Raw genomic sequence first — 14,523 nt, forward strand, 5'->3', positions numbered from 1 at the left:
GTGCCGGCCCCGTCCGGGGAGACCGCGATGACCGACAGCGTCCGCCGGCCGGCACCGGTCGCGGGCGGCGAGGACGAGCAGTGGCTGGCCGACGTGGCCCGCGCGGCGGGCGCCGACGCCGGCGACGTGCCGGTGGAGCTGCTCGGCGACTACCTGCGGCTGCTGACCGACGCGGCGGTGACCGGCCGCCGCCCGCGCCGCGCCGAACTCGACGCGGTCGGCGCGCTGGGCCGGCGCGCGGCCGAGCAGGGGATCTCCGCCGGCCGCGCGGTACGCCTCTACCTGTCCGCGGCGCGGCGCGTCTGGCGGCAGCTCCCCCACCTGGACCGGTCCGACGACAGCGAGGCGGTCCGCGCGGCCGCCGACGCCGTCCTGCACGTGGTCGACACCGCGGTGGCCACGCTCGCCGAGGGGTACGCGGTGGCCCGCCGGGAACTGGTCCGGCGCGAGGAGTCGCTGCGCCGGGAACTCGTCGACGACCTGCTGCGCGGCGACTCCGACCTGGGCGGGCTGGTGGAGCGGGCCGAGCCGTTCGGCCTGGACCTGGCCCGGGTGCACCAGGTCGCGCTGGCCGCGCCGGGACGGCGGCTGCCGGACACGGAGGCGGCGATCAGCGCGCTGGAGCGGGTCATCTTCGACCGGCTCGGTGACCGGGACGTGCTGGTGGCCACCAAGGAGGGGCTGCTCGTGGTGATCGCCCCGGCGGACCCGGTGGCCGCCGACCGGGGCCGCGGCGCCGGCCCGGCCGGCAACCTGGGCACGCTGATGCACGGCGAGCTGGACCGGCTGGTGCGGGGCCGGCCGTGGCAGGTGGCGGTGGGCCGCCCGCACCCGGGCGTCTACGGCATCGCCCGCTCGTACGAGGAGGCCCGGGAGGCGCTGACCACGGCGCGGCGCCTGCACAGCGAGGCGTCGGTGATCGACGCGCACGACCTGCTGATCTACCGGGTGCTGCTGCGCGACCAGCCCGCCATGGTCGACCTGGTGCGGGCGGTGCTGACGCCGCTGGCCCAGGCGCGTGGGGGCGCCGAGCCGCTGCTGGACACGCTGAACGAGTACTTCGCCTGCGGCGAGGTCTCCACCGAGGCCGCCCGCCGACTGCACGTGTCGGTGCGCACCGTCACCTACCGGCTGGCCCGGATCCGGGCGTTGAGCGGCTACGACCCCGCCGACGCGCGGGACCGGTTCACGTTGCACGCCGCCGTGCTCGGCGCGCGGGCGCTGGACTGGCCCCGCCGGCCGCTGCCGGCGTAGGGGCCGCGGCCGGTGTGACCGGCGTCTCAGGCCGGTACGGCCACCAGCTCCGGGAAGCCGAGCAGGTTGGCCAGGGCCGACGCCTCGTCACGGGTGAGGGTGAGCGTGACCATGCGGTCCGGGTCGTCCGGGTCGTCGTGGACGACGTCGCGCCGGCCGCCGACCTGGTAGTCGATCACGCCGATCCGGCGGCCCTCCTCCGTGGTCAGCGTGTGCCGGACCCCGATGCCGGGGAGGGTCGTACGTTCGATGATCACGGGGACCTCCTTCGGACGCGGTCGCCGCGGGCCCGCCGGAGCCGGCCGGCGTCAGGGCGACGCGATGGACGTTCGAGCTGGGCTCGCGTTCTCCATGTGTCAACCATAGCCACGGGGTATGGGCGGATCCGGGTTCCGGCCACCGGCAATCATTGCGCTCGTTGTTGGCCGGTGGCGTGCACTGCCGCGCGTGGTGTTCCCGGCGACGCTGGAGGTCCGAGGCGGTACCCGAGCAGCGAGGAGGTGGTGAGCATGACCCGCACGTCGATGGCTCCACCACCGGTGTTCGCCGGACTCGTCGCGTCCCGATCTGCGAGCGGCGACCAGAAGCGCGTCTGAGCCCCCGGCCGCCGGCGTCGTCGAGTGAATCCGACGCCCTGCGGCCCCGGCCACGCCCCTTCCCCGCACCGTCCACCGCCCGTTGGGCACCCTGATCCGAAAGAGGTCGGTATGCCGCACCCTGTCACAGCCATTCGTCCTCCGGCCCGCACCGGCATGCTGATCGGCCGCTCCCACGGCAGCCGCCCGCCGGTCACAGTCGACGCGGCGCCGCTCGCCGTGGACCTCGGCAGCAGCCTGCTGCGGATCTGGCTGGGACCGGGCCGGACGCTGAGCGTCCCGCTCGGCCACGGCCTGCGCAGCCCGGTCGTGCGGCGCGGCCGGATCGTCGACGGTCCGGCCTGCGTCTCCGAGCTGCGGCAGATCCTGCGCGACCACCGCACCCCGGTGCCGGTCGGCGCGCTGGTCGTGGCCTGCCGTCCGGTGCTCGCCGCGCCGGCCGAGCAGGAGGCGACCCGCCGGGTGCTCACCGCCGTGCTCGCGCCGTCCCGGCTGCTGTTCCTCGACAGCGTCCGGGCGGGCGCCATCGGCGCCGGTGCCGCCGCCGGCACCCTGCTCGTCGCCGACATCGGCGCCCAGCTCACCGAGGTGGCGCTGCTGGAGGACGGCCGGGTGGTGGCCGCCCGGCGGGCCGAGGCCGGCACCCGGGACCTGAACCACGCGACGACCGCCGCCATGCTCGCCGACACCACCTCCCGTCTGGTACGCGAGCTGCGTCAGGACGCGGCGCTGCGGCCCCAGGTCCGCGCCGCGCTGGCCCGTGGCCCGATCGTCATCGGTGACGGCGCCACCCGGCCCGACGTGACGGCCCGCCTGGTCGCCACGCTCGGCGCGACTGTGCACCGCGCCGCGTCACCCCGTACCGCCGCGCTGACCGGCGCCGGGATGGCCGCCATCTCGGCCCTGCGACACCCGCACGACACCGAGCGCCGCCCGGAAAGGAGCGCCTGATCATGACGCACGCCCTCAACCGCACCGAGACGCTGCGCGAACTGCTGGACCGGCAGTTCGGCGAGTACACCGACCAGCTCACCGAGCTGACGCTGCACACGCGGCAGCCCGACTACGGCGGGCACGACCCGGACACGCTGCGCCGGCTGATCGAGACCGCCCGGCAGGGCGTCGCGGACACCGCCCAGGCACTGAAGCGGATGTCCGAGGGCACGTACGGCGTCTGCGAGCGCTGTGGGCAGGACATCCCGACCGCCCGCCTGGAGATCCTGCCCTCGGCCCGCTTCTGCGTGCCGTGCCAGCAACGGCGCTGAGCACCGCACGGGGCTGTCGGGGCAGGCGCCGGCCGGTAGCGTCACCGCCATGGATGTCGATGACGTCGCCGGCCGGCTCGGCGTGCCCGCGGAGGAGGTCGAGCGGGTGCACCGGCTCGCCGGTGACCGGCCCTCCGCGCCGCTGCCCGCCCGGGCGGACGCGCCCGCGCTGCTGGACCGGCTCGCGGTCCGCCCCGACGACGCCGCCGAGATCCTGGCGGCCTGGCCGGAGCCCGGCTCGCCACTGTGGACTCCCGAGCTGCGCTGGCTGCTGGACCGCTCGACCGCCCTGGTCCGCGCCGACCTCGGCGGCCACGCCTGGCTGACCCCGGGCCCGGCGCTGCCCCGCGACCGGGGTCCGGCCTGGCGGCATCTCTACGTCTACGCGTACCTCGCACTGGTCGACGCCGTGCGTGCCTACCACCGCGACCACGGCGTCCCCGACGACGTGTCCTGGGCGACGCTCGCCGACCTGGGCAACAACCTCGCTGTCGACCGGCGGATGAACGGCGAGGGCTGGCCGGTCATGCAGAGCTGGCTGACGCTGCACGTGCGCGGTGGCCTCTACGAGCTGGGCCGACTGCAGCACCAGCGCGGCGACGGCGGCGCGATCGGCCTGCACATCCCGGACTCGGGACCGCTGACCCCGGAGGCGGTCGACGCGTCGCTGGACCGGGCCCGCGCGTTCTTCCCGCGCCACTTCCCCGGCGAGCAGTACGCCGCGTTCTCCTGCGGCTCCTGGCTGCTCGACCCGCAGTTGCGCGAATACCTGCCGGAGGACTCCAACATCATCCGGTTCCAGCGGCGGTTCACGCTGGAGCCCCACCAGGAGCAGGACACGCCGGACGGCGACGTCGAGGTGCTGCGGTTCGTGTTCCGCAGCCTCAGCACGCCGCTGGACCGGCTGCCGCGCCGCACCGTGCTCCAGCGCGCGGTGATCGACCACATGCGGGCGGGCCGGCACTGGCAGTGGCGTCAGGGCCGCTTCCCGATCGCCGGACCGGCCGGACGGTAGCCGTACCGGGGCCTGCGTGACCGGCTGCGACTGTCAGTCGGGGTGGCGGCGGGCGGCGTAGGCCCGCACCTTGGCCCGGTTGCCGCACGTGGCCATGCTGCACCAGCGACGCCGGCCTCGGGGGTCCAGGAACAGCCATCCGCAGTCGGCGGCCGGACAGGCGCGCACCTCGGTGCGGGCCGCCGAGGTGAGCAGGTCGGCGGCGGCCCGGGCACCGGACAGCAACGGCAGGCGCAGCCCGGCGTCGTCGGGCAGCGTCCAGTGGGCGATCCCGTCCGGGCCCGTCTCCAGGACGGATGCGGCGGCAGCCTCCCGGGCCGGCCCGGCGACCCGCCGGAAGGCCCCGGTGTCGTCCGGGTCGAGCAGGACGTCGTGCAGCGCGGTACGCAGTTCCCGGGTCTCCGCCAGCACCTCGCCCGCAGCGGACGGCCGGCGGCGGCCCGCCTCCCGCAGGCGGCCGACGACGGCCGGGGCGAGCAGCCCGACGTGACCGGCCCACACCGCGAGCCGGTCGTAGTCGCGCAGCCAGTCCCGTTCCGGGCTCGGTGGCGCGGCCCAGCCGGCCCAGGTGTTGCAGAGTTCCAGCGCGGGATGGCCGCCGACCGGGATCGGCATCGGATAGCCCTCGACGTTCACCCAGTGCATGCCGACAGTGTGCCTTGACGCGGCCGCGCTAACCAGTCAGTGTCATCACACCGGTTAATCGTGTTCTACTGGTTAGGTGATGCCATGCGCCCCGGAAAGACAGTCGGTCGGTTCCTGCTCGGCATGCTCGTCGTGTCCGCGGCCCTTGTGGCCGCTCCGCCCGGCCCGGTGCTCGCGTACCGCGACGCCTCTCCGGCCGCCCGGTCGAGCGGTCGGCCCGAGCCCTGGCATCCATCGATCCAGGAGGACTGGACCGGTCCTGCGGGCCGCTACTGCTCCTTCCCGCTCCAAGTCCGCGTCGTCTCCCAGGACGTCCGGGTCCGGGTGCTCGCCCGGTACGCCACCGGCGCCGTTCGGCGTGAGGAGTACGCCGGCCCGCTGACCGTCGAGTTCGTCGACGCCGACACCGGACGGGCGGTGCGCCGCGACGCGGGCGGCTCCGGCCTGCTGGAGTACCGGCCCGACGGCGGGTGGCTGCGCTACACCATCGTCGGGCCGGCCGGGTTCGGCTTCCGTCCCGGAGACCACTACCGGCGCGGCTACTACATCCTCGACGGACTGCACGTGATCTCGGTCGATCCGGACGGCACCCGTGCGCTGACACTGGGAATCGGGCGGCAGGACGACATCTGCCTGGCACTCGGCGACCGGGCCGCCTGACCCGGCTGGCCGCGACGGTGGTGGGTGGGATGACCGACGTACGGCTGTCGGTGCTCGGGCCCCTGGTCGCGCACCGCGACGGCGCGGACGTGCCGCTCGGCGGCCGGCGGCAGCGCATGGTGCTCGCCACGCTGCTGGTCGCGCGGGGACGGATGCTGCCCGCCGAGCGGCTGCGGGACCTGGTCTGGAGCGACGGCCGGCGGGCGGCCGGAGCGGCGACCCTGCACGGCTACGTGGCCGCGCTGCGGCGGGCGCTCGAACCGGACCGGCCGCCGCGCTCACCGGGCCGGGTGCTGCGCCGCGAGGGCCCCGGGTACGCCCTGCGGGTGCCGCCCGAACAGGTCGACGCGGAACGGTTCGCCGCGCTCGTAGCGCACGGCGTCAACCGGCTGGACCGGGGTCACGCCGCCGCGGCCCTGGCCGATCTGACCGGTGCGCTCGGGTTGTGGCGCGGGCCGGCGTACGCCGATCTGGCGGAGGCGCCGTTCGCGCTGCCGGAGATCGCCCGCCTGGAGGGAATGCGAGCCGCCGCCACCGAGTCGCGGCTGGCCGCCCTGCTGGCGCTGGGGCGGCACACCGAGATCCTCGGCGAACTGGAGGCGCTCGTGCTGGAGCAGCCGTTGCGGGAGCGCGGCTGGGAGATGCTGGCGGTCGCGCTGTACCGGGCCGGCCGGCAGGGCGACGCGCTCGCCGTCGTACGCCGCGCGCGGGCCCGGCTCGCCCGGGACCTCGGGATCGACCCGGGAGGTGGACTGCTGCGCCTGGAGACGGCGATCCTCCGCCAGGACACCGCTCTCGACCTCGTGCCCGGCCCGGCCGCGCCGCCGGAACCACGAGGTGACGGCGGCGATCCCAGTGGGATCCCAGTCGACGTCGGCACCGTAGGCGGCACGACCATCCACAGTGAAGGGGAACGGCATGCGTGGGCTGCGACCGATGACCGAGGCGGATCCGGAGTTCGAGGTCAACGTCAAGAACAACTACGTCGACTGCGTCGATCTGCCGGCCGCACGTACCCGGCGGCGGCTGTCGCTGCCCGAGGGAACCGCCGCCGAGCCGGCCGGCGCGGCCCGGGACCGGTCGCCGGAGTCCCGGTGACCCGATCGGCCAGGCTCGCGCCCCGGTGGCGGGCGTGGGCCGCCGAGAACCTGGCCCTCGGCGTACCGGCCGGCGAGGTCCGGGAGGCGTTGCTGGCCGCCGGGCTGCCCGTGCCGGAGGTCGACGAGGAGCTGGCCGGCGCGCCCGGGCACCCGTACTTCCGGGCCTGCCTGCGCCTGGCCCGGGAGTACGCCTGGACGGAGTCCCTGCTCGACCTCTACGGCGATCTCCGCTCGGCGCAGCTGGCCGGCGGGCTGGAACGGCGCTCCGACCTGTCCCCCACCGAGTTCTTCGACAGGTACTACGTCGCCAACCGTCCGGTGATCCTGGCCGGCGCGGTCGACGACTGGCCGGCACGGCGGGAATGGACGACGGCCCGGCTGCGGGACCGGCTCGGCGCCGTCGAGGTCGAGGTGATGACCGGACGGGACAACAACCCGGAGCACGGCTGGCAGCACGACGCGCACCGGACCCGGATGACGTTCGCCGACTACCTCACCCTGGTCGAGACGGGTGGGGAGACGAACGACCACTACATGGTCGCGCGCAACGACAACTGGCAGCACGGACTCGAACCGCTGGCCCAGGACATCAGGCCGGTGCACGGGATCATCGATCCGGCTCTGCTGCCGGAGACGGTGACCCTGCTGCTGGGGCCGGCCGGCACGGTCACCGCCCTGCACCACGACAACATGAACATCCTGCTGTGCCAGGTTACGGGCCGCAAACACGTCCGTCTGGTGCCGTCCTATCAGCGAGGGCGGGTCTATCCCCGTGGCGGGACGTACAGCCGGGTCGACGCCGCTCGGCCCGATCTCGACCAGCACCCGCTGTACGAACGAGCCACCGTCCTGTCGGAGGTGCTGGAGCCGGGTGACGCGCTGTTCGTACCGGCCGGGTGGTGGCACTGGGTACGGGCCCTGGACGTCAGTGCCACGGTGAGCCTGCACCACTTCCGGGTGCCCGTCGGCAATCACTACCTGCACCCGCCGCTGGTGCGCAGCGAGCCCTGACGGCTGCGGATGCCGGGAGCGCCGGTACCGGCGCTCCCGGCATCCGGTCTATCCCTTGTCCCGCTCCGGTGGCGGGTCCGGGATCTCGTCCACGGCCAGTCCGGGTGGTCCGGTCGGTGGCGGATCGCGTACGTCGGCGCGGTACCGCACGGCCGGCGGCTCACCGGCCGACGGCACCGGTCCCGCGGTGAGGGCGATGGCGGCCAGCATCGTGACGATCACCGACCTCCGCATGCGTCACCTCCTCTCGTCGTCGCCGCACGGGCGACACCGGGAGGCGCGCCCGGCAGCCAGCCTGCGCCCGTCCACTGGGATCCGGCTGGGAACACGGCGACCCCGGTCAGCCGCCCGGGCGGACCGTCACCGGCGCTCCACCGGCCAGCCAGTCGTCGAGCGCGGCCGGGTCGTCGAACAGCAGCACCGGCGGCCCGGCCGGGTCGGCCGCCCAGGCCCGCATCCGCCGCCGCGCCCGGCCGAATCCGGTCAGGTGCCACACCAGGATCGAGTCGCGGGACAGCACGCTGCGCAGCGTCTCCCGGTTGCCGTTGCAGATCAGCTCGCCGCTCGCCAGCCGCCGCCGCGTGCGCCGCAGCAGCCGCCGGAACGAGACGCCGCGCGGGTAGTCCAGGCCGATCACCAGGTCGGCGCGACCCAGGACCACGTCCCGCCAGCCGTGGTACGCGCCGTCGACGATCCACCTGTCGCGCCGGCAGACCGCCTCGATCCGGCGACGCTGCTCGGCCACCGGCACCTCGACCCAGCCCGGCTCCCACAGCAGGTCGTCCACCGGATGCCAGGGCAGGCCGAACCGCTGCGCCAGATGCGCGGCGAGCGTCGACTTGCCGGAGCCGTGGATGCCCTCGACCAGGATGCGGGCCGGGGCGCTCATGGCAGCAGCGTAGGCACCACGCGCACCCGGCGCGATCCGGGGCGGCCGGGTCAGTGCGCGACAGCGACCGCCGGCACCGCCTCCAGGCCGGCGAGCTGGGACGGCCGGACGACGACCAGCAGCACCAGCAGTGCCGCCACCATCCCGCCGGCCACCACCAGGGCCATCGCCACCGCGCCGGTGCCGAGCACGCCCACCAGCGGCGCGGCCACCGCGCCCACGCCGAACTGCACCGCACCGAGCAGGGCGGACGCGGTGCCGGCGGCCTCGCCGTGGCGGGACAGCGCCAGCGCCGGGGCGTTCGGCATGGCCAGGCCCGCCGCCGCCAGCACCAGCCACAGCGACACGAGCAGGGCGGGCAGCCCACCGAAGCCGGTCGCGGCGAACACCACCAGGGCCAGCCCGGCCACCGTGCCCGCCGCCAGCGACGTCACCAGGATCCACTGCGACGGGTAGCGGCGCAGCAGCCGCACGTTGTACTGGGTGGCGCCGATCAGGCCCACCGCGCCCGCGCCGAACGCCAGGCCGAACTCCTGCTCGTCGAGCCCGTAGGTGTCCTGGAGGACGAACGACGAACCCGCGACGTACGCGAACAGCGCGGCCATGGCGAGCCCGGCGACCAGGACCAGGCCGACGAAGACCCGGTCCCGCAGCAGCCCGCCGTACGTCTTCACGGTCGCGACGACGCCGCCGCGCTGGCGACGTGCGGGCGGGAGCGTCTCAGGCAGCGCGAGCGTGGCCAGCGCGACGAGCAGCACCCCGAAGACGGCCAGGACCACGAAGACGCCGCGCCAGTCGGTCCACCGCAGCACGCCGCCGCCCAGCGTCGGGGCGAGGACCGGCGCCGCACCCATCACCAGCAGCAGCCGGGACAGCATCGTGGCGAACGCCGACCCGCTGAACAGGTCACGCACCACCGCCATCGCCACCACGGCGGTCGCGGCGACACCGAGGCCCTGCACGACGCGCAGGACGCCGAGGACGGCGACGTTCGGGGCGACCACACACAGCGCCGACGCCAGGATGTGCAGCAGGAGACCGGCGATCAGCGGGCGGCGCCGCCCGACCGCGTCCGACAGCGGCCCGATCAGCAACTGCCCGATGGCGAGCCCGGCGAGCGTGCCGGTGAGCGTCAGCTGGACCGCCGCCGACGTGGTCGCGAAGTCGCTGACGATGGCGGGCAGCGCGGGCAGGTACATGTCGATCGTCAGCGGCCCCACAGCGATCAGCGAGCCGAGGACCAGCACGAGCTTGAGCCGCTGACTGCGGCTCATCAGGTCGCCCGGGGTGGGCGTCGGGGTGGCATCGGTCTTCTGGGGCGTCCCGGCCCGGTCGGCGTGCGGCCGGGCGCGAGAGGGTGCGGCACTCACACCCTGAGTCAAATACGCCTCCGGTGATCACATTCCCGTCTCGGCGAGAGGTAACGCAGGTCACGCGCTGCTCGGTGTCTGCCGGTTCCGGCACGCCCGTGTGCGGGACCGGCCGGCGAGCGTCGTCGGTGCTACGGTGGAGCGGAGTGATCCAGTCCAGGACTGGCAAGCAGGGAGATCAGACATGGCGGGTGACGACGACATCTCCGGGTGAGCCCGGGCATGTGACAGACCACCGGCACGCGCGGATCAGCGCCGTTCGCCGTGGTCGCCTCGTCGTTCTCCAAGACCATGTCCCCCTGCCGGGCGGCTCCGGTCCGCCTGCCCTCACTCCGAGGTTGTCTTCCCGATGTCCCATTCCTTCATCGTCTGCTCGAACCTGACCTTCTCCTGGCCGGACGACACCCCGGTCTTCCAGGACCTCTCCTTCACGCTCGGCGGCGGCCGTACGGGCCTGGTCGCGCCGAACGGCGCCGGCAAGAGCACGCTGCTCAAGCTGATCGCCGGTGAGCACCGGCCCACCGCCGGGTCGATCACCGTCGACGGCGTGCTGGGCTACCTCCCGCAGAGCCTGCCGCTGGCCGCCGGCCTGACGGTGGCCGAGGTGCTGGAGATCGCCCCGCTGATCGCGGCGCTGCACGCCATCGAGGCCGGCGACGCCGACGAGAAGCACTTCACCACCATCGGCAGCGACTGGGACATCGAGGAACGCACCCGGGCCCAGCTCGACCGGCTCGGGCTCGGCGACCTCGCCTTCGACCGCCGCCTGGACACGCTCAGCGGTGGGCAGGTGGTCTCCCTCGGCCTGGCGGCGCAACTGCTCAAGCAGCCCGACGTGCTGCTGCTGGACGAGCCGACGAACAACCTCGACCTCGACGCCCGGCACCGGCTCTACGACGTGCTGGAGCAGTGGAACGGCTGCCTGCTGCTGGTCAGTCACGACCGGGCGCTGCTGGACCGGATGGAGCGCATCGCCGAACTCGACCGCGGTGAGGTGCGCTTCCACGGCGGCAACTTCACCTCGTACGAGGCGGCGGTGCGGGCCGCGCAGGAGGTGGCGGAGAAGAACGTCCGCAGCGCCGAACAGGAGCTCAAGCGGGAGAAGCGGGAGTTGCAGGAGGCCCGTGAGCGGGCCGCCCGGCGGGCCGGGAACGCCGCCCGCAACCTGAAGAACGCGGGCCTGGCGAGGATCGTCGCCGGCGGCCTGAAGCGGGACGCCCAGGTGGCCGCGGGCAAGGCGAACGAGATGCACTCCGGGCGGGTCGACGACGCCCGGGCCCGCCTCGACGAGGCCGAGCGGGCGCTGCGCAACGAGAAGACGATCACCGTGGAGCTGCCCGCCACCACTGTGCCGGCCGGACGCACGCTGCTGACCGCCGAACGGGTCCGGGTCCGGCACGGCGAGCGGTCGCTGTTCGCCGCCGACGGTGTCGACCTGACGATCCGTGGCCCGGAGCGGATCGCCCTGCTCGGCGCCAACGGCGCGGGCAAGTCGACGCTGCTGCGCCTGATCGACGGCGACCTGGAGCCCGAGAGCGGCCGGATCACCCGCGCCGAGGGCCGGATCGCGTACCTGTCGCAGCGGCTGGACCTGCTGGACCTGGACCGTACCGTGGCGGAGAACCTCGCCGTGTTCGCGCCGCAGGCCCCCGACGCGCAGCGGATGAACCTGCTCGCCCGCTTCCTGTTCCGCGGCCCGCGCGCGCACCTGCCGGTGGGAGTGCTCTCCGGCGGCGAGCGGCTGCGCGCCACGCTCGCCTGCGTGCTCGGCGCCGAACCGGCGCCACAGCTCCTGCTGCTCGACGAGCCGACGAACAACCTCGACCTGGTCAGCGTCGGTCAGCTGGAGAGCGCGCTCAACGCCTACCGGGGCGCACTGCTGGTGGTGAGCCACGACGAGCGGTTCCTCGCCGCGATCAACGTCGGCCGCTGGCTGCGCCTGACCGGGGGACGCCTGGTGGAGACCGGTCCCCCGGACGCCGGCTGACCCGCCCGCCGCGCCACCCCGCCCGGTGGGCCGGACGGGCGGTCAGACCGCCGGCAGGCGGACGACGAACCGGCACCCGCCGGTCACGTTGTGTGCGTGCACCCGCCCGCCGTGCGCCTCGACCAGTCCCCGCACGATCGCCAGGCCCAGACCGCCCCCGGCCGGCGCCGCCTCGTCGGCGCCGGCCGGTGCGGGGGTACGGGCCCGGGTGCCCCGGAACGCCACGTCGAACACCCGGGGCAGGTCCGCCTCGGGAATGCCGCCGCAGGTGTCGGAGACGGCGAGCCACGCGTCGTCGTCGTCCCGGCCGGCGTCGATGCGCACGGTGCCGTCCGGTGGCGTGTACCGAACGGAGTTGACCAGCAGGTTCGTCACGACCCGGGCTAGCTCGGCCTCGGCGGCCCGGACGGTCGGCCACCCGGTCTCCGGGGCGAGCACCCGGACCCGCCGGTCGGCGGCCAGCGGCGCGGTGGCGGCGATCGCGTCGGAGACCACGTCGCCGAGCGGGACCGGGGACAGCGCGGGCCGCAGCGCTCCGGCGTTGATCCGGGACAGCTCGAACAGGTCGTCGACCAGGCGGGTCATCCGGTCCGTCTCGACCCGGATCCGGCGGTGGTACTCGGCCACCGCCGCCGGCTCGTCGACCACCCGGTCCTCCAGCGCCTCCGCCATCGCCCGCAGCCCGGCCAGCGGCGTACGCAGGTCGTGCGAGACCCACGCGACCAGCTCGCGGCGGCCGGCCTCCAGCTGCCGTTCCCGCTGCCGGGCCTGGTCGGCCCAGACCGCCGCCTGCGCCAGCCGGCGGGCGAAAGCCACCCCGACGGCCAGGCTGACCGCCGCGGACGCCGCGACCGTGACGAGGACGACCTGGAGGTCGTGCGCGGACAGGAACATGGCCTGGGCGACGGCCGTGACGCCCGCCGTCACCGAGGCGATCGTGACCGCGAGCAGCACCGCGATGTGCGCGAGGATCGACCGGTGGCGCACCAGCCGCAGCGCGCCGACGCCGAGCGCGCCGACGACCGCGCCGGCGAGGAGGGCGTAGAGCCCGATGACCAGCAGCTCGTTCACCGGGACGCGTCCGACGGCTCGTACCGGTAGCCGACGCCCCACACGGTGACGATGCGGCGGGGCTGCGCCGGGTGGTCCTCGATCTTTTCCCGCAACCGCCGGACGTGGACGGTGACAGTGGACTGGTCGCCGAACCGCCAGCCCCACACGCGGTCCAGCAGTTCGGCCCGCGACCATGCGCGTCCCGGGTTCGCCAGCAGGAACGCGAGCAGGTCGAACTCCCGTACGGTCAGCGACAGCGGCTGCCCGCCGCGATCGGCCACACGCCGGTCGGTGTCCGCGGTGAGGTCCCCGTCGCGCAGCACCCCGGTCGGTCCCCGGTCCTGCGGGGCGGCGCGCCGGAGCACCGACCTGATGCGCAGCACGAGTTCGCGCGGTGAGAACGGCTTGGTCACGTAGTCGTCCGCGCCGACCTCCAGCCCGGCGACCCGGTCGGCCTCGTCCCCGAGCGCGGTGAGCATGACCACGGGCAGGCCGGGCAGCCGGCGACGCAGCCGCCGGCACACCTCGATGCCGTCGAGACCCGGCATCATCAGGTCGAGGACCACCAGGTCGGGTGGCTCCTCCTCGGCCGCGGCGAGCACGTCCGGCCCGTCGAAGGACAGCCGGACCCGGCAGCCGTCCTGTTCGAGGTAGCGCCGGACGACGTCGCTCACCGTCCGGTCGTCGTCGACGACGAGCACGTAGCGCCCCATGGGCCAGACGCTACCCACCGGCCCTGCGGTGCGGCGGCCCGCGGTCGAGCCGTAAGCGGACGGAAAGATCTTTCCGCCGGGTCCGCGCCTACCGTCGGGGCATGGGCAGAAGACGTGTGATTTTGTCGGTGCTCGCCGTGGTGGCCGTCACCGGTCTCGGGGTGAGCCTGTACCTGTTCCAGCCGTGGCGGCTGGTCACCGACCGCGAGGTGCGCGAGGCGCTGCCCACTGTGGCGGAGCCGCTGCCGGCGGGCACGACCGGCCCACCGGCGACCGGCACTGCCAGCTCGTCGCCGACCGGCGCGGCGCCCGCCGACGTGGTCCTCGCCGCCGGTGACTTCGTCACCCACGAGCACGACACGTCCGGCCGGGCGCAGCTGGTCCGCCTCGCCGACGGCCGCCGGCAGCTTCTGCTGCGGGGACTGGACACCTCGGACGGACCCGACCTGCGGGTGTGGCTCACCGACCGGAAGGTGCTGCCCGGCCGGGCCGGCTGGCAGGTGTTCGACGACGGCCGCTGGGTCGAGCTGGGCCGGCTCAAGGGCAACATCGGCGACCAGGCGTACGACATCCCGGCGTCGGTGGACCTGGACGGTCTGCGCAGCGTGTCGATCTGGTGCAAGCGGTTCGCGGTGTCGTTCGGCGCGGCGCCGCTTGCCGCTGTGACGGGATCGGCGCCGGCCTGACGCCTGTGCCGCCGGCCTCGGACGCTGGGCTACGCTGCGGGAAGCGCTGGTTCACCCGGTCGGCGACGGCCGGGTGTCGTAAGAGGGAACCCGGTGGGAATCCGGGACTGCCCCGCAGCGGTGAGTGGGAACGACAGCCGTCAACAGCACTGGGCCACGGCCTGGGAAGCGACGGCCAGTAGGCGACCTCGTGTCACGCCCGCGAGTCCGAAGACCTGCCCGCGTCGCGCGTACCACCGGTGCGCGCCGCCGTCGACCTCGCGGGTGGGTCGGGCGGGT

14 protein-coding genes, 1 pseudogene and 1 riboswitch are annotated in these 14,523 nt (G+C 74.7%); of the genes and pseudogenes, 8 read left to right on the top strand and 7 right to left on the bottom strand.

Going from position 1 to position 14,523, the window contains the following annotated elements; all coding sequences use genetic code 11:
• Positions 1–27 precede the first annotated feature (27 nt).
• On the top strand, positions 28–1,254 hold the full coding sequence (locus EAD96_RS10000) for a CdaR family transcriptional regulator (protein WP_120573831.1): 1,227 nt from the start codon (positions 28–30) through the stop codon (positions 1,252–1,254).
• Positions 1,255–1,280: 26 nt separating this feature from the next.
• Here the strand turns inward: EAD96_RS10000 and EAD96_RS10005 are convergent, their stop codons facing one another.
• On the bottom strand, positions 1,281–1,511 hold the full coding sequence (locus EAD96_RS10005; RefSeq protein ID WP_013285820.1) for a hypothetical protein: 231 nt from the start codon (positions 1,509–1,511) through the stop codon (positions 1,281–1,283).
• 450 nt (positions 1,512–1,961) lie between these two features.
• On the opposite strand from EAD96_RS10005, the gene EAD96_RS10010 reads away from it, so the two are divergent.
• The 3 genes from EAD96_RS10010 to EAD96_RS10020 are packed head-to-tail and all read left to right on the top strand — an operon-like array spanning position 1,962 to position 4,130.
• Positions 1,962–2,801, top strand: coding sequence for a rod shape-determining protein (locus EAD96_RS10010; protein ID WP_120570321.1), 840 nt, complete (start codon positions 1,962–1,964; stop codon positions 2,799–2,801).
• A gap of 2 nt (positions 2,802–2,803) precedes the next feature.
• Complete coding sequence (locus EAD96_RS10015) at positions 2,804–3,115, top strand: TraR/DksA C4-type zinc finger protein (protein ID WP_121684069.1); 312 nt, start codon at positions 2,804–2,806, stop codon at positions 3,113–3,115.
• A gap of 49 nt (positions 3,116–3,164) precedes the next feature.
• Positions 3,165–4,130: an acyltransferase domain-containing protein gene (locus EAD96_RS10020; RefSeq protein ID WP_121684070.1), complete on the top strand. Its 966-nt coding sequence runs from the start codon at positions 3,165–3,167 to the stop codon at positions 4,128–4,130.
• Between the two features lie 33 nt (positions 4,131–4,163).
• Here the strand turns inward: EAD96_RS10020 and EAD96_RS31495 are convergent, their stop codons facing one another.
• Positions 4,164–4,775: a CGNR zinc finger domain-containing protein gene (locus tag EAD96_RS31495; protein WP_121684071.1), complete on the bottom strand. Its 612-nt coding sequence runs from the start codon at positions 4,773–4,775 to the stop codon at positions 4,164–4,166.
• Positions 4,776–4,859: 84 nt separating this feature from the next.
• On the opposite strand from EAD96_RS31495, the gene EAD96_RS10030 reads away from it, so the two are divergent.
• The gene (locus tag EAD96_RS10030; RefSeq protein ID WP_121684072.1) at positions 4,860–5,435 is read left to right on the top strand and encodes a hypothetical protein; all 576 of its coding nucleotides are present in this window, start codon (positions 4,860–4,862) and stop codon (positions 5,433–5,435) included.
• Between the two features lie 29 nt (positions 5,436–5,464).
• Positions 5,465–7,546 (top strand): cupin-like domain-containing protein, encoded by a 2,082-nt coding sequence (locus tag EAD96_RS10035; RefSeq protein WP_121684073.1) that lies wholly within the window; start codon positions 5,465–5,467, stop codon positions 7,544–7,546.
• 48 nt (positions 7,547–7,594) lie between these two features.
• On the opposite strand, the gene EAD96_RS30825 is transcribed toward EAD96_RS10035, so the two are convergent.
• The 3 genes from EAD96_RS30825 to EAD96_RS10045 form a co-directional block, all read right to left on the bottom strand.
• Entirely contained in the window at positions 7,595–7,780 is a 186-nt protein-coding gene (locus tag EAD96_RS30825) for a hypothetical protein (RefSeq protein ID WP_147457860.1), read from the bottom strand.
• A gap of 106 nt (positions 7,781–7,886) precedes the next feature.
• Positions 7,887–8,435, bottom strand: coding sequence for an adenylate kinase (locus EAD96_RS10040; protein WP_121684074.1), 549 nt, complete (start codon positions 8,433–8,435; stop codon positions 7,887–7,889).
• A gap of 50 nt (positions 8,436–8,485) precedes the next feature.
• Entirely contained in the window at positions 8,486–9,709 is a 1,224-nt protein-coding gene (locus EAD96_RS10045; protein ID WP_121684075.1) for a multidrug effflux MFS transporter, read from the bottom strand.
• A gap of 445 nt (positions 9,710–10,154) precedes the next feature.
• On the opposite strand from EAD96_RS10045, the gene abc-f reads away from it, so the two are divergent.
• Entirely contained in the window at positions 10,155–11,792 is a 1,638-nt protein-coding gene (gene abc-f / locus EAD96_RS10050) for a ribosomal protection-like ABC-F family protein (RefSeq protein WP_121684076.1), read from the top strand.
• Between the two features lie 42 nt (positions 11,793–11,834).
• Here the strand turns inward: abc-f and EAD96_RS10055 are convergent.
• Together EAD96_RS10055 and EAD96_RS10060 are read right to left on the bottom strand one after the other, a co-directional pair.
• A pseudogene (locus EAD96_RS10055) lies at positions 11,835–12,812 on the bottom strand (sensor histidine kinase); the annotation flags it as partial.
• A gap of 47 nt (positions 12,813–12,859) precedes the next feature.
• Positions 12,860–13,558, bottom strand: a complete 699-nt coding sequence (locus EAD96_RS10060) for a response regulator transcription factor (protein WP_121684078.1) — start codon at positions 13,556–13,558, stop codon at positions 12,860–12,862.
• A gap of 101 nt (positions 13,559–13,659) precedes the next feature.
• Between EAD96_RS10060 and EAD96_RS10065 the strand changes: the two genes are divergently transcribed.
• The gene (locus EAD96_RS10065; RefSeq protein WP_121684079.1) at positions 13,660–14,244 is read left to right on the top strand and encodes a DM13 domain-containing protein; all 585 of its coding nucleotides are present in this window, start codon (positions 13,660–13,662) and stop codon (positions 14,242–14,244) included.
• Positions 14,245–14,274: 30 nt separating this feature from the next.
• A riboswitch (cobalamin riboswitch) is annotated at positions 14,275–14,482 on the top strand.
• Positions 14,483–14,523: the final 41 nt, after the last annotated feature.

The organism is Micromonospora sp. BL1 (assembly GCF_003667485.1).
GTDB lineage: Bacteria > Actinomycetota > Actinomycetes > Mycobacteriales > Micromonosporaceae > Micromonospora > Micromonospora tulbaghiae.

What these genes read in the sequence shown, in the direction of transcription:
- EAD96_RS31495 (WP_121684071.1), bottom strand. Translation starts at nt 4,775, where the DNA reads ATGCACTGGGTGAACGTCGAGGGCTATCCGATGCCGATCCCGGTCGGC.
- EAD96_RS30825 (WP_147457860.1), bottom strand. Translation starts at nt 7,780, where the DNA reads ATGCGGAGGTCGGTGATCGTCACGATGCTGGCCGCCATCGCCCTCACC.
- EAD96_RS10020 (WP_121684070.1), top strand. Translation starts at nt 3,165, where the DNA reads ATGGATGTCGATGACGTCGCCGGCCGGCTCGGCGTGCCCGCGGAGGAG.
- abc-f (WP_121684076.1), top strand. Translation starts at nt 10,155, where the DNA reads ATGTCCCATTCCTTCATCGTCTGCTCGAACCTGACCTTCTCCTGGCCG.
- EAD96_RS10065 (WP_121684079.1), top strand. Translation starts at nt 13,660, where the DNA reads ATGGGCAGAAGACGTGTGATTTTGTCGGTGCTCGCCGTGGTGGCCGTC.
- EAD96_RS10035 (WP_121684073.1), top strand. Translation starts at nt 5,465, where the DNA reads ATGACCGACGTACGGCTGTCGGTGCTCGGGCCCCTGGTCGCGCACCGC.
- EAD96_RS10060 (WP_121684078.1), bottom strand. Translation starts at nt 13,558, where the DNA reads ATGGGGCGCTACGTGCTCGTCGTCGACGACGACCGGACGGTGAGCGAC.
- EAD96_RS10010 (WP_120570321.1), top strand. Translation starts at nt 1,962, where the DNA reads ATGCCGCACCCTGTCACAGCCATTCGTCCTCCGGCCCGCACCGGCATG.
- EAD96_RS10030 (WP_121684072.1), top strand. Translation starts at nt 4,860, where the DNA reads ATGCGCCCCGGAAAGACAGTCGGTCGGTTCCTGCTCGGCATGCTCGTC.
- EAD96_RS10045 (WP_121684075.1), bottom strand. Translation starts at nt 9,709, where the DNA reads ATGAGCCGCAGTCAGCGGCTCAAGCTCGTGCTGGTCCTCGGCTCGCTG.
- EAD96_RS10000 (WP_120573831.1), top strand. Translation starts at nt 28, where the DNA reads ATGACCGACAGCGTCCGCCGGCCGGCACCGGTCGCGGGCGGCGAGGAC.
- EAD96_RS10040 (WP_121684074.1), bottom strand. Translation starts at nt 8,435, where the DNA reads ATGAGCGCCCCGGCCCGCATCCTGGTCGAGGGCATCCACGGCTCCGGC.
- EAD96_RS10015 (WP_121684069.1), top strand. Translation starts at nt 2,804, where the DNA reads ATGACGCACGCCCTCAACCGCACCGAGACGCTGCGCGAACTGCTGGAC.